The sequence below is a fragment of the Ferruginibacter sp. genome, from assembly GCF_028288465.1.
Lineage (GTDB): Bacteria > Bacteroidota > Bacteroidia > Chitinophagales > Chitinophagaceae > Ferruginibacter.
On record NZ_JAQBNR010000002.1, the window covers coordinates 102,473 to 117,805 of the forward strand.

The window sequence follows — 15,333 nt, forward strand, 5'->3', positions numbered from 1 at the left end:
TAATTTTATTTATATGAACAGGAATGATCGCTTACCAAATTAGTTGGCGGAGTTAGGTAACAGGTTTTTATTTACATCCAGTTCCTGTTGAGGAATAGGCAAATATTCATGCCCTGGTTTGTAAGTATTAAAATCAGCGTCGTGTGTTTTTAATTCTGCAAGTTTTGCCGGATCGCTGAACCAACCCCAGCGAATGAGGTCATTGATGCGTTGTCCTTCAATTGCAAATTCAAGCGCTCTTTCATGTGACAACTGATCCCGCATTTCTGCCTGGCTCATACCTGGTTTGGTGGTAGCAAGATCAGGTAATTTGGCTCTTGATCTTACCTGTTGAATATAGGGATAAGCTTCAGCAGTTTTGCCTGTTTCGTTTAACACTTCAGCATACATCAATAAAATATCTGCATACCTTAACACCCTGTAATTGATACCAGATTCCGCTGCCCCTTCAAATGCTTTGCCATTGCCTACTCCATCATTGGTATATTTTCTTGGGTAGATGGCAGTAATTGGATTCCACCAATCTCTTCCATAAGCTTTGGTTGAATTATCATCCGGCTCATAAGATGCAATGGTTACCAGTAATCTTGGATCGCTTTTGCCATCTACTGTTTTTTCCTTTTTGTATTCATCATATATCCACCGGGTAGGCAGGTAATCAGAAAAGCCTGCACCTTCCATTCCATAAGTAACTGAAATAGCCTGTACCTGTTTCCATGATCCCGCAGGGTCGCAACACCAGTTGATATCTGTACCGGTTCCTTCAGTAAACTGCACTTCAAACAACGACTCTTTGTTATTTTCATTTATGTCTTTAAAATTATCACGGTAGTCTGGCATCAAACCATATACATCTTTTAATGAACCGGTGAAGAATTTTTCAAATTGTGCTCCAGCCTTTGCATAATCTTTTTTGTACAAATAGGCTTTACCTAACAACCCAGCAGCAGCGCCTTTGGTAGCCCTTCCTGTTTCGCCATTGTCCAGGCCGGTTACATTGCTGTAAGAAATGGGCAAATCTGTTTCAGCGGTTTGCAAATCAGCATAAATCTGGGCCCACAAAACATCTTCGGTAGCCGTGGCCGCAAAGTACTCGCCTGGGTTTGCTACCGGCTCTGTAATTACAGGTACAGCTTTAAAAGTAGTTGCCAGGTTATAATACGCTAACCCGCGAAGAAAATAGGCTTGTCCCAAGATCCTGTTTTTTTCATCCATTGTTAAAACAGCTTCACTGTATTTGCCAACATTTGCAATTACCTGGTTGGCCCTGTTTACTACCAAATAAAAGTCTCTCCATATCCAAAAAACCGGCGCTGATGTAGTTGGTATAATAAACTCACCGGTTAATACAAGATCCAGCCATGGGCTGTCGCCCTTAAAGTCATCACCGCGACTGTCAGTTAAGCCGGGAAAAGAACGCATGTAAGAACCATCCACAGTTAATGCATTGTAAATAGCAGTGCATCCGGCATACGCTTGCTCCCTGGTTTTCCAGTAAGAAGAGGTGGTTAATAAATTTGGGTTTACCAGGTCCAGTTTTTTATCGCAGCCGATATTAATAAAGCAGCAGCCGATAAAGAGGTATATTATTTTTTTCATAAATTTTTGTTTAATGATTTTGCAGTTTAAAATACCAGTTGTACACCTAACATAAAAGTTCTTGGTTTTGGATAAGATCCAAAATCAAATCCCGGGTTAAATACACCTGATGTAAAATCAGGATTGTAGCCGGTATACTTTTGAAAAGTATATAAGTTTTGAACTGTTGCGTAAAACCTTGATTTGGTCAACCCTTTAATGATATTTTCAGGTAAAGTGTAGCCAACAGATACAGTATTAATTCTCAGGTAAGAACCATCCTGCAACCAACCCGGACGATTGGAATCTTTGAAGTTGTTTACATCATCATCATTTAATCTTGGTATTGTTGTATTGGTGTTTGTTGGTGTCCAGCGGTTCAGCATATCAACGCTGTAATTCAAAGCGCCGGCTGAGTGATGCAGGTCGCGGTACATTCTGCTGTTGATTAAAAATTTGGCACTGCCTGAAGCGAATACAGCCAAATCAAATTTCTTATATGCCGCAGAGAAACTAAAACCATAATTCAATTTTGGAATACTGCTTCCCAACCGAACGCGGTCGTAAGCTTCGTCTACTACTCCATCAGGCTTTCCGTTTGGTCCGCTGATATCTTTATACTTCACATCTCCGGGAGCCAATTTTGCACCGCCTGACTGTGTTGCATGTGCATCAATTTCGGCCTGGGTTTGAAAAAGACCTTCAGAAATAAAACCATATTGCTCACCTACTTCACCGCCAACAATAGTTCTTGATCCCACACCATAAATAGGTGCGTTGGTACCACCCAGTGCAAGTACTTTATTTTTAACTGTAGATAAGTTGCCGGAAATATCGTATGTGAAAGCGCCCTTGTTTTTATGATAAGTAGCAACAAACTCAAATCCTTTATTTTCGAGAGAGGCTGCATTTACAACAGGTGTAAGGTTTTCAAAACCTACGCTGGCAGGAATGGTAATACCCACTAAAATATCAGTGCTTACTGCTTTGTAATATTCAGCAGAAAAATCAAGGTGACCACTTAAGAATGATGCGTCAAAACCAAGGTTGGTAACGGATTTCGCTTCCCATTTAATATCAGGTGATGCTACCTGTGTTTGAATACCTCCTGTGTTTCTTACTCCATTAAATGTGTATACCACACCGGAATTAATGGTTCCCTGGAACTGATAGTCTGCAATTTGCTGGTTACCTAATTTACCATAACTGCCTCTTAATTTAAGTGATGAAACAACTGTCCTTGGCACATTCCAGAAACCTTCGTTGCTGATCTTCCAGCCTACTGAAGCTGCAGGAAAATAACCAAACTTGTTGGCTGGTGCAAACCTTGAGGATCCGTCTCTTCTGATGGAAACCGACAATAAATAGCGGTCAGAGTAAGCATAGTTTATTCGGCCGAAATAAGAACTTAAAGCGCTGTAGAACTCGGTTCCTTTAGCTGAAGTGGTTTGCCCGTTACTTAGTACAGGATAATAGGGAACAGTAAATCCTTCTGCATGGCTATATCTTAAAATAGCACTGCTGTACCTGTACGACTGACCTGCCAATGCTTCGATGGAATGCTTGCCAAAGGTCTTGTCGTAGTTCAGCGTATTTTCAATGGAAGCATTGGTATATACTCTTGAATTGTCATCCAGTCTTGCTGTATTGCTGCTGAAAAATTTTCCTAAATAAAACACAGGTTGCCAAACTATATCCCTGGTAACTGTTTTATCATAGCTTAAACTAGTCTTAAATTTTAAATGCTGGTCGCTGTGTTTTAATAACTGTAGTTCTCCAAAAACATTCGCAAAAGTTCTGTCAACATCAATTGAATTTTTAAAGATATTATTAATACCGATGGCATTTAAAGAATTGGCACCGTTGAACTCTGAATTAGAGCCCCCATAGCCATTGATATTAGCAGTGTCATACACCGGCATAGTTGGAATGGCTACCACCAGAGAACCAATCATGGGAGGTATACCACCAAGCAAAATATTGTCGTTAAAGGTCAGTGTATTTTCATGTGAATGCGTATAGCTCAATGATTCACCCACTTTAAATATTCCTTTTTCTGCCGTAGTATTTACCCTGGCTGTATACCTTGTATAATCAGGGCCGTTGCCTACATAGGTTCCTTTATTTTGAAAATAATCCAGCGATACATTATAGGTATTATTGGTGCCACCGCCAGATAAACCAATGTTGTGATTTTGTCTCATGCCTGTTTTAAGGCCCTGCTTTTGCCAGTCTGTATTGATATTGCTTACATAACCAGGGTTAGAAGGATCATTTGCAGCAAACAAAGGTTTACCTGCATTAACCCTCGACTCGTTGTTGAGGGTTTGATATTGGACCCTGTCGGTAACTTTTTCAATCTGCCACACTTTATCCCATCCATAATAGCCATTGTAATTGGCCGTCATGGCGGTATTTTTCTTTCCTTGTTTTGTGGTGATGATGATTACACCATTTGCAGCGGCGGCACCATAAATGGCGGCGGCGGATGCATCTTTCAACACTGTCATGGTTTCGATATCATTGGGACTAAAATCACGTACAGATGCGCCGGGCACGCCATCTACCACATAATATGGTTGTGCATCGCCGAAAGTACTAAAGCCCCTGATACGAACACTGGGAACCGAACCTGGCTGACCATCACTGTTCACTGCTACGCCTGTTGCACGTCCCTGCAGCAATTGAGAAATGTCGCTGGTGCTGAATTTCTTTGTCTCTGCAATGTTGATATTACTTACTGCTCCGGTTAAATCCTTTTTTCTTTGTGTTCCGTAACCAACCACTACCACTTCATCCATAGTGGAGCTTGTCTGCGTAAGCGTAATCAGTAAGGTTGTCTCATTTTGAATGGCAATTTCTTTTGCATCGTAACCAACAGCGGTTACTACCAGCACTTGCCCCGGTGCAGCTTTAATTTCAAACTTACCATCCGCATCGCTGGCTACAGTTGTCTTTGTTTGCTTGATTGAAACAGTAGCAAATTGAACCGGCTTGCCTGCACTGGTAACGGTTCCCGAAAGTTGATTTACCTGGGCTTTAACCTGGCCTGATAGCAGCAGCAGCGCCATTACCAGCATGCATGATGTGTGCAGCAGCACCTTATGCAATTGTTTTTTCATATAGCTTTGTTTTGATGATGATGATTTTTTGCTGCGCAAACTTTTGCTGACAGCGTTATATATTAGAACAATGAATAAACAGGAATGGGGCGATTAATTGCCAGGTAAGTCTGGTTCCATATGCGTTGTTAATTTGGCAAACATGTTTTTTATTTTTAGTTATAATTGTCATATTTACAATTATAATAGACGTCAAAAAAAATAATTTATTTATTCCTCCTGCTTTAAACAGCGTTTAAATTACAGTAGACGAAAAAAATAAAATTGGTTTTAAAAAGGCTGTATTTTTTTGTAACTGGCAAATGAAGAATGGGTGATTGTAATCGTCGTTATTTTTTCCTCAAGCATTTCATCAGACAGTTGGCGAATCGTTACTACATTGTAAAAGTCCAATTATTATTGCCATTCAATACTGCATATCTTCTCAAACTTTCGCTTTAAAATCTCATTGTTTAACTTCTTAAATTTTTAAAAATGTTCCTTATTTAATAATCTAAATACATCCTGCCCTGATTGCTATGGCCAGCTGCTGACAGGTTGCAACAGGGGGATGGCGTTCACTTGCCGCTATTCATTTATCTTTATAGCCTTATCAAAACACTGGCTGTTGAAGCATCCATTTTATATACTTGTTTGCCTGCTTTGCTTTAATGCAAACCTGTTCAGCCAGTCATATTATTTTCGCCATTACCAGGTGGAGAACGGACTAAGCAACAATGCCACCATTTGCAGCCTGCAGGATAACAAGGGGTTTTTATGGTTTGGTACCAAGGATGGACTTGACCGCTTTGATGGCTATTCATTTAAAATTTTCAGGAATTCCCCCGACGACAGCGGCAGCATCGGCAATAATTTTATTCATTGCTTATATGAAGATCCGCAGCACATTTTGTGGGTAGGTACCGAAAATGGTTTGTATAAATACGATGCCGTAACCGAAAGTTTTATGCTGCTAAAAGGCACTGTCGAAGGACCTATCCGGGATATCATGATGGATAACAACGGTAATCTCTGGTATATATGGGGCTTTACTTTATGCAGGTACAATGCGCAAAAAAATGAAACAGTCCAGTTTCCCATTGTTCAATATTTTGAAGCTACGTCGCTTTGTATAGCGTCTGATCAAACCATCTGGATTTCTACTACCAGCGGTTTTATAAACAAATACAATGCAGCAAATAATAGCTTCAGCAGTTATGATGTATTCAGTCATTCTCCTGCTGCGGTAAATAAATGGGTTGAACGGGTGTATGCAGTAAGCGGCGGAAAAATATTGGTGGGCACTTCCAACCAGGGCGCCAAACTATTCGATACACAAACCAATACTTATAAAGACATTCTTACCTATAACACCAATAAAATAGAAATATTCGTTCGCAATTTTGTACAAACATCTCCGGATGAATGCTGGATTGGTACAGAGTCTGGCATCTATATTTACAACCTTGTAAGCGGCCATGTTATTAATCTTCAAAAAAAATACAACGACCCTTACTCCATTTCTGATAATGCGGTGTATTGCTTTGTAAAAGATAAAGAAGGCAGCATTTGGGCGGGTACTTATTTCGGCGGCGTTAATTATTACCGCCAGCAGCATACCAGTTTTAAAAAATTCTTTCCACAGCCAAATGAAAATTCTATCAGCGGCAACGTGGTAAGAGAGATACACCAGGATCATTTTGGCAACCTGTGGATTGGCACCGAAGACGCGGGCCTAAATAAATATGATACTGCAACCAGATTGTTTACACATTATCAACCTACGGGAGCCAAACAAAGCCTTGCAAGTACTAACATTCACGGCTTGCTGATAAGTGGTGACGAAGCCTGGATCGGCACTTTTGAAAACGGGCTGGATGTGATGGATATTAAAACGGGCAGGGTTAAACAACATTATTACGGTGGCCCTGCACACGATTTAAAAAGCAATTTTATTTACTGCATTACACAAATGCCTACGGGCGAAATTATGGTAGGCACCACACAGGGCGCTTATCAATTTAATAAAGCGACCAACAATTTCAGCCCGCTGCCGGGCTTGCCTTTGAATAACTGGTACACCAATATTTTAAAAGATGATAAAAGTATTATATGGGCCAGCACCTATGGCAACGGAGTAAATTATTACAACACCAAAACAGGCACCAGTGGCAATTTTAGGTATGATGTAAAAAATAACAACAGCCTTAGCAATGACAGGGTGAACAGTATTTTTGAAGACAGCAAAAAAAATATCTGGTTTGCCACCGAAGGTGGTTTGTGCATGCTCAACAAGGCCAGCAATAATTTCAAAAGGTTCACTACCAAAGAGGGCTTGCCCAGTAATTTTATATTGAATTTGCTGGAAGATAAAAACAATAATTTATGGATCAGTACTTCCCGGGGATTGGTTTGTTTTACACCTTCAACCGGGCAAATGATTGTATACACCAGGGTGAACGGCATTTTAAGTGACCAGTTTAATTTTAACTCTGCCTTTAAAGACCAGGATGGACAAATGTATTTTGGTAGTGTAAAAGGACTGATCAGTTTTCAGCCGCACGATTTTACAAAAGATAGTTTTGTACCGCCGGTTTATATTACCGGTTTCCAGATTTTTAATAAAGAATTGTTGATTGCAAAAAATGGTTCGCCTTTAAAAAAATCCATTATAAGTACCAATAAAATTGTGCTGAATAATAACCAATCTACTTTTAGTATTGACTTTGCTGCACTCAGTTACGCATCGCCTGAAATGTCAGAATACCAGTACCAGATGGAAGGGCTCGATAACAACTGGATCTACCTTAAAACAAACCGCAAAGTTTATTTTACTGAGCTCTCGCCCGGCACTTACACTTTTAAAGTAAAGGCGGCCAACAGCAGTGGCGTATGGAGTAAACAGGAAACAACTTTAACTATCGAAATATTGCCCCCCTGGTGGGCTACCGGTTGGGCCTTTGCAGCTTACATTGCTGCAACCGTTTTATTGATCTGGTATTTTGTGCGCAATTATCACCGCCGTACCGAAGAAAAAAACAGGCGCAAAATTGAGTCGTTTGAAAGTGCCAAGGAAAAAGAAATCTTCCAGGCTAAGATTGAATTTTTTACCAATGTAGCACATGAAATAAGAACGCCCTTAACTCTCATAAAAGGGCCGTTGGAAAAAGTGATCCGCAATACTAAGGATGTGCCGGTTATAAAAGACAGTCTTAGAATTATGGAGCGCAATACCGACCGGCTAATTGATCTTACCAACCAGCTGCTTGATTTCAGGCAAACGGAAATAAAAGGATTTAGCCTGCATTGCGTAACGACGGATATCACAGAAATACTGGAAGATACCTTTACCAGCTTTAAGCCGCTGGCCGAACAAAAAAATTGTTCATTTACCATTGACCTGCCGGCAAAAAAACTTTTTGCCAGCGTTGACCTGGATGCTTTCAACAAGATATTAACCAATCTTTTCAGCAATGCCATCAAGTATTCAGCTACCAAAGTTGTTATACAATTGCTGCACTTTAAAGAAACGGATACCACTTTCACCATCGAGGTTAAAAATGATGGCTATCTTGTTCCATATGAAATGAAAGATAAGATATTTGAACCTTTTTTCCGGCTGAAAGAAACGGAAAAACAAAAAGGCACCGGCATTGGTTTGGCGTTATCCCGTTCGCTGGTGCAGTTGCACAAAGGCACACTGGATATTAAAGCGCCTGAAAATGACATGAATGTTTTTTATCTTGTTATGCCGATCAACCAGGATTAACTGCAAGCGCAAAATTGAATGCGCCCGCCTGGATACAATAAACAATGAATGATATGAAACCAACGCTATTGTTAGTGGATGATAATGAAGAGATACTTGAGTTTTTAGAGACTGAGTTAAATGAAAAGTATACGATTGTGAAAGCGATGGATGGTGAAGCTGCTTTGGAATTGCTGAGGCAGGAAGTAATACAACTGGTGATATCAGATATTATGATGCCGGTGATGGATGGTTTTGAATTGTGTAAAATTATTAAAACGAATTTTGAATATAGCCACATTCCGGTGATTTTGCTAACAGCAAAAAATACACTACAGTCAAAAATACAGGGATTGGAAATTGGTGCGGATGCCTACATTGAAAAACCTTTTTCGCCGGAATACCTGCAGGTACAAATTGCCAACCTGCTGACGAACCGGGCTAAGATTAAAGAGTATTTTGTAAGCTCACCGCTGGTGCATATAAAAAGCATGGCACATACCAAAACGGATGAGTTGTTCTTGGAAAAAGTAAACGAAGCCGTATACGCCAACCTGGAAGATGCAGCGCTGGATGTTGAAAAACTGGCAAAGCTGATGAACATGAGCAAACCCACATTGTACCGTAAAATAAAATCTATTTCCGATCTTACTCCCAATGAATTAATCAATATCACCCGGCTAAAAAAAGCCGCCGAATTACTGGTAGAAGGAAAGTATAAAATTTATGAAGTGGCTGATATGACCGGCTACGGATCTCAAACCAATTTTGGCAGAAATTTTCTGAAACAGTTTGGTATGACGCCGACAGATTACCTGGCTATGAAGCAGGCAAAACCGCTTTCCAACGACCCGCCTGAATAATCTGCTTATTACCGGAACATAATAACTCTCAATCAACCAAAACATTTCAAAAATGAGAAACCATTCTTTAACTGCCTTGTTATTTCTGGCTGTATTATCTGCCGGATTAACCAATCATTCATTTGCACAAACTGCTGGTCACAGGGCGACCGCTATTGAATCCACGTTTCCGGTTTTGGACCAGATAGTTAAAGCGTATGCAGAGAAGAATCATTTGCCGGGCTTTACTTTTGGGTTAGTGGTGGATGGCAGACTGGTGCATACTTACAGCCTGGGTTATACAGACATTGATAAAAAAACGCCGGTAACCACGCAGTCCGCTTTCAGGATTGCTTCCATGACAAAAAGTTTTACCGCGATGGCCATTTTAAAACTGCGGGATGAAGGTAAATTACAACTGGATGATTTGGTAGAAAAGTATATTCCAGAGATGAAAGGCCAGCATTATCTTACTTCCGATGCGGCACCAGCTACCATCCGCAATTTGCTTACACATGCAGCAGGTTTCCCGGAAGATAATCCCTGGGGCGACCGGCAGCTGGCGGTTTCAGATAATGAAATGCTGGCCATGATAAAAAAAGGCATTTCTTTTTCCAACGTACCCGGTATTGCGTATGAATACAGCAATATGGGTTTTGCCATGCTGGGCTATATCATCAAAAAGGTATCCGGGCAAACGTATGAAAAATACATTACCAGCAATATTTTGTTGCCGCTGGGAATGACGCATACTTACTGGAATTACAAAGAGGTGCCCCCAAGTCAGCTGGCACATGGCTACCGCTGGCTGAATGGCAACTGGTAGAACAACCTCTGCTCGGTGATGGAGCCTACGGTGCTATGGGCGGAATGATTACTACCATGGATGACTTTAGCAAATACCTGCAGTTGCACCTTGCAGCCTGGCCTCCCCGCAGTGACAAAGAAACCGGGCCAGTTAAAAGAAGCTCCCTTCGTGAAATGCACCATGCATGGACCTGGGCACATTTGACCCCAATTATACATACCCTTCCGGCCGTGGATGCCCTGTTTTACTGGCATACGGCTATGGCCTAAATTACACCAGAGATTGTGAGCAAAGAGTAATAGTTGGCCACAGTGGCGGCCTGCCGGGCTTTGGCAGCAACTGGCGGATATTGCCGGATTACGGAATTGGTGTAATCGCCTTCAGTAACCTTACCTATGCCCCTGCGAGTACTTTTAATATGCAGGCGATTGATACCATTATTAAACTCGCGAAATTGCAACCCATCCCGGTTCCGGTTTCGCCAGTTTTAAATGAAAGAAAAAACCAGTTGATAAAATTGTTACCCCAATGGAATGATGCTGCGGCAACCGGCATTTTTGCCGTCAATTTTTTTATGGATTATTTTCCAGATGAACTTAAAAAAGAAGCAACGGCTATATTTGACGCGGCTGGTAACATAATACAGGTAGATGATTTTGTTGCAATCAATAACTTACGGGGATCATTTATAATGGAAGGAGAAAAAGCAAACATCCAGATAAGCTTTACGCTGACGCCGGAAAATCCTGCACTGATACAGGAGTATCATATTAAGCTGGTGGAGAAAATCACAAAGTAACATTGAGCGAAACTACTGAAGCCTTTAGGAGAACAATACTTAACGTGTTGTAATATTAAAATCCTGAATGGATGAAATGGTAATAGATGATAAAGATAATAATCAACGTAACCCGGAACGGGTGGCATTATCCTATGTATACAATGTTTACAATGCCACTTCTTCGGAGTTCTATTTTTATACATTTCAAAACTATAATAATAACAACCCTTCGGGTTTATAATTTAAAGCAAATTGCTATACTCTTAATAGCACAACACATTATACTTAATCATTTTTTGGCACGGCAGTGCCTGGTACAAAATTTAAAAATGAATTAAAGGAAGCACTGTACTTTTTTGTGTCAACCTTAAAATAAAAAGCGCCCTTTTTTGAATTCAGTTTGTCTTTGTCTTTTAATTTAACCAGCAGTTTTGTAGATAACAATTTGCGGTTAAAATTGCCTTTGTCAAATTCCGTATTGTAGACGGCTTGGTACAAATGCTGCAGTTGTGGCATGGTAAATTTATCCGGTAATAATTCAAACAGCAATGGATGCAGCGCCGCTTTGTAACGCAGTTTTTCTTTGGCCAGTTCCACCATTTTGTTATGGTCAAAAATCAGGTCAGGTAATTCGTTGATGGGGAACCAGGCCGGGTGATAATCTTCATTGATCTGCTGCCTGTATTTTTGAATGTCAATTAAGGCGAAATAAGCAACTGATATGGTACGTTCCATTGTGTCGCGGTCTGGTTCGGCAAACGTATTCAACTGTTCCATGTACACGCCATCAAGGCCGGTCAGTTCTTTCAACACCCTTACAGCGGCGCCTTCAGCACTTTCATTCTCACCAACAAATCCACCTACCAGGCTCCACTGTCCTTTGTAGGGTTCAAAACTTCTTTGGATTACAAGCAGTTTCAAATCCTGCCCGTCGTATCCGAAAATGATACAATCCACGGCAAATAAAAATCGCTTTTGTTGAGCATATCTTCGCATAGCAATCAAATCTTGTTTCAAACTGGCAACTAATTTAATTCCATTTTATTAAAAATGAAACAGTAAAAAAAAGGGTGTCGCTCTTCAGTAAAAAATTGGATGAAAATACAAATACTATTCAAATGGCGCCGCACTATGTACAAGGGTACAAGAGTGCGACGCCAATGAAGCTTATTTGAAATACTAAAGCCAGGACAAAAAATGCTTTAGTAACTTTTTATTTTACCAGAACTTAACGTACAAAGCTGCGATGATCAGCAACGTGATTACAATCAGCGCTGTGGTTTGCGGCTTTAACTTAAACATTTCTGTATCCAGTTCGAATGCTTTCGGATTTACTTTTGGTCCGGCAAAGCTGATGGCAATCATGGTGATCATGGTGAACAAAAATGACAAGCCCATGCAAATATGGAACGGAATTTCGAAGCCACCTTTACCGTTTGGATATGCGGTGTAAAAGAAGGTATCGTTACCAAATATAGCTGGTGCAAATTCATTGAATAATACAGATAATAAAAAGCCCATCAATACACCGGTGATGGCCGCAGTACCGGTGGTGCGTTTCCAGAACATACCTAAAAAGAACATGGCGAAAACACCCGGGCTGATGAAGCCGGTATATTTTTGAATGTAGGTAAAACCACCCACGCCACCAATGCCTAATAAATCATTCCAGGTAAATAATACGGCCAATATCATCGCTGCGAATACAGCGATTCTTCCGGTGTAGACCTGCTTGCGTTCATCCGCATCTTTCTGGAAATATTTTTTATGAATATCCAATGTATAAATGGTGGAAATACTATTTACTTTACCAGCCAGCGATGCAACGATAGCTGCTGTTAAGGCAGCTACTGATAATCCTTTTAAACCGGTTGGTAAAAAGGTTAACACGGCTGAGTAAGCACCATCTTTTCCGCCTGCCAGCTGTGGTAAGTGGTTTCCTTTGTACAAAACAAATGCGGCGATACCAGGCAACATTACGATCAACGGCATAAACAATTTAAGGATACCGGCGAATAAAATACCGGTACGTGCTGTCTGTAAATCCGCACCCAGTGCACGTTGTGTGATGTACTGGTTACAACCCCAGTAGTTTAAATTGATGATCCAGATACCTGCAGCGTAAGAAAGCAGGCCCGGGAAAGTAAGGTACTTATTGATATCATTTTGTGAAGAGGCAGCTGTTGGTTTTGGAATAATCATTTTAAAATGCTCCGGCGCTTCATGCAATAAAACTTTAAATCCGGCAATGGCATTCTGGCCCACTCCAAAATATTCTCCCACTGTTGTAAGGGCTATATACGTAGTAACCAAACCGCCAATAATTAATACAGCCACCTGTATTACATCGGTATAAGCTACTACCTTCATACCGCCCAACGATATCAGCAATGCAAAGATGGAAAGGCCGACCATAATGTAGTGCAGGTATCCGCCGCCGGCGATACCATTGATGGCTACTGCTCCTAAATATAAGATGGAAGTAAGGTTTACAAATACATATAAAAACAACCAAAACACTGCCATGATCAGCGCCACGGATTCGTTATACCGCGTCTTTAAAAACTGTGGCATGGTATAAATATGGTTCTTCAGGTAAACCGGGATAAACCACACCGCCACAATAATCAGTGCGATCGCTGCGAGCCACTCATACGCTGCAACAGCAATACCTAAAAAGAACCCTTCACCGCTCATACCGATAAACTGTTCTGCGGAGATATTGGATGCAATCAGGGAGGCGCCGATGGCCCACCAGGTAAGCGTTCCTTCTGCCAAAAAATAGGCTTTGGCATCGTGTTCATTTTTTTTACGTTTACGGTAAATAGTATAACCGTAGCCAGCCACAATTATAAAGTAAACAATGAATACAACGTAATCGGCAAAAGCAAGGTTCTTATTCATAAGCAAGCAAGTTTGATTGTTTTAAGGAGCATTAAATTTTAGAATTGTAATGATAAGATTATTTATTGATTTGGTAAAACACTTCGTTCCACCGCAGCTCATTTTTAAACTGGTAGAGACTAGTATCTTTTCCTATTAATGTAAATTCTATACCGGCCATATCCGCAAAGTCCTGTAAGTGCGTGGCTGTTAAATTCTGGCTGTATCCAGTATGGTGTGCACCGCCCGCCAGTATCCACGCCGCACAACCTGTTTTCATGTCGGGCAATGGTTTCCATAAAACCCTTGCTACCGGTAGTTTTGGCAAATCATGCAACGGCACTACCGCCTCTACTTCATTTACCAGCAAACGGAAGCGGTTGCCCATATCAATTAAAGAAGCATTCAATGCCGGACCGCCGCCTGCATTAAATACCAGTCTAACCGGGTCGGCTTTTCCACCAATCCCCAGCGGATGAATCTGGCAGCTTGGTTTGCCATGCGCAATCGACGGGCAAATTTCCAACATATGAGAACCCAGCACCATCGGATTTTCCGGATCAAAATGATAGGTATAATCTTCCATAAAAGAATTGCCACCGGGTAAGCCACTGCCCATTACTTTCATGGCTCTTACCAGTGCAGATGTTTTCCAGTCACCTTCGCCGGCGAAACCGTAACCATCGGCCATCAGCCTTTGTGCAGCAATACCGGGCAATTGTGTCATACCATGCAGGTCTTCAAATGTATCTGTAAACCCTTTGTAATTGCCTGCTTCCAAAAAGGTACGCAGGCCGATTTCTATCTTAGCGGCATCTCTTAACGAACTGTATTGTGCGCCACCTTTCAGCAGCGACGGTACCAGTGTATACGATGCTTCATATTCTTCAATCAGGCTGTCAATAGACGCATCTGTTGTTTCATTGATCACTTTAACCAGGTCACCGATACCATGTGTGTTTACCGCATATCCAAACTTGTATTCCGCTTCCACTTTATCACCATCTGTTACTGCCACAAAACGCATGTTGTCGCCAAAGCGGACAAATTTAGCACCCTGCCAGTCGTTCCATCCTGCTGCTGCACGGCTGAAGGTATTCAGTTCTTCCAGCACTTCCGGATCCTGCCAGTGACCAACTACTACCTTCCTGTTTTTGCGCATGCGACTTACCATAAAACCAAATTCACGGTCGCCGTGTGCACTCTGGTTCAGGTTCATAAAGTCCATGTCAATGTCGTTCCATGGAATGTCGCGGTTGAATTGCGTATGCAAATGGCACAATGGTTTTTGCAAAATTTTCAATCCGCCGATCCACATTTTAGCAGGCGAAAAAGTATGCATCCAGGCAATGATGCCGATGCAATTTTTTGTGGTGTTGGCCTGTTCGCAAATGCTGTAAATTTCTTCCGTGCTTTTAACCGTAGGTTTAAATACCACCCGTACCGGTATTTGTTTGGCATCGTTTAATGAGGCTGCAATGATGGTAGAATGTTCCGCCACTTTCTTCAAGGTTTCCTCTCCGTATAAATGCTGGCTGCCGGTTACAAACCAAACTTCAAATTCTTTTAAGTTTATCATGTCGTTATGTTTT

At 41.2% G+C, this 15,333-nt stretch carries 10 protein-coding genes; 5 read left to right on the top strand and 5 right to left on the bottom strand.

All coding sequences use genetic code 11. From position 1 onward, the window contains the following. Positions 1–39 precede the first annotated feature (39 nt). Positions 40–1,599: a RagB/SusD family nutrient uptake outer membrane protein gene (locus JWR61_RS01725; RefSeq protein ID WP_301926136.1), complete on the bottom strand. Its 1,560-nt coding sequence runs from the start codon at positions 1,597–1,599 to the stop codon at positions 40–42. Between the two features lie 26 nt (positions 1,600–1,625). Then, entirely contained in the window at positions 1,626–4,700 is a 3,075-nt protein-coding gene (locus JWR61_RS01730) for a SusC/RagA family TonB-linked outer membrane protein (protein ID WP_301926137.1), read from the bottom strand. A gap of 607 nt (positions 4,701–5,307) precedes the next feature. Between JWR61_RS01730 and JWR61_RS01735 the strand changes: the two genes are divergently transcribed. The 5 genes from JWR61_RS01735 to JWR61_RS01755 all read left to right on the top strand — a co-directional run bounded on the left by JWR61_RS01735 (position 5,308) and on the right by JWR61_RS01755 (position 11,099). Next, on the top strand, positions 5,308–8,448 hold the full coding sequence (locus JWR61_RS01735) for a two-component regulator propeller domain-containing protein (RefSeq protein WP_301926138.1): 3,141 nt from the start codon (positions 5,308–5,310) through the stop codon (positions 8,446–8,448). Between the two features lie 53 nt (positions 8,449–8,501). After that, positions 8,502–9,290 carry a response regulator gene (locus JWR61_RS01740; protein WP_301926139.1) on the top strand — a complete coding sequence of 263 codons (789 nt, stop codon included), beginning with the start codon at positions 8,502–8,504 and terminating at the stop codon, positions 9,288–9,290. 52 nt (positions 9,291–9,342) lie between these two features. After that, positions 9,343–10,095, top strand: a complete 753-nt coding sequence (locus JWR61_RS01745; RefSeq protein WP_301926140.1) for a serine hydrolase — start codon at positions 9,343–9,345, stop codon at positions 10,093–10,095. 166 nt (positions 10,096–10,261) lie between these two features. After that, positions 10,262–10,876, top strand: coding sequence for a serine hydrolase (locus JWR61_RS01750; protein WP_301926141.1), 615 nt, complete (start codon positions 10,262–10,264; stop codon positions 10,874–10,876). Between the two features lie 67 nt (positions 10,877–10,943). Further along, the gene (locus JWR61_RS01755; protein ID WP_301926142.1) at positions 10,944–11,099 is read left to right on the top strand and encodes a hypothetical protein; all 156 of its coding nucleotides are present in this window, start codon (positions 10,944–10,946) and stop codon (positions 11,097–11,099) included. 44 nt (positions 11,100–11,143) lie between these two features. On the opposite strand, the gene JWR61_RS01760 is transcribed toward JWR61_RS01755, so the two are convergent. The 3 genes from JWR61_RS01760 to araA all read right to left on the bottom strand — a co-directional run bounded on the left by JWR61_RS01760 (position 11,144) and on the right by araA (position 15,320). After that, positions 11,144–11,875 (bottom strand): NUDIX domain-containing protein, encoded by a 732-nt coding sequence (locus JWR61_RS01760; protein WP_290337014.1) that lies wholly within the window; start codon positions 11,873–11,875, stop codon positions 11,144–11,146. 201 nt (positions 11,876–12,076) lie between these two features. After that, complete coding sequence (locus JWR61_RS01765) at positions 12,077–13,762, bottom strand: sodium/sugar symporter (RefSeq protein WP_301926143.1); 1,686 nt, start codon at positions 13,760–13,762, stop codon at positions 12,077–12,079. 58 nt (positions 13,763–13,820) lie between these two features. Then, positions 13,821–15,320, bottom strand: a complete 1,500-nt coding sequence (gene araA, locus JWR61_RS01770) for an L-arabinose isomerase (RefSeq protein WP_301926144.1) — start codon at positions 15,318–15,320, stop codon at positions 13,821–13,823. Between the last annotated feature and the right edge of the window lie 13 nt (positions 15,321–15,333).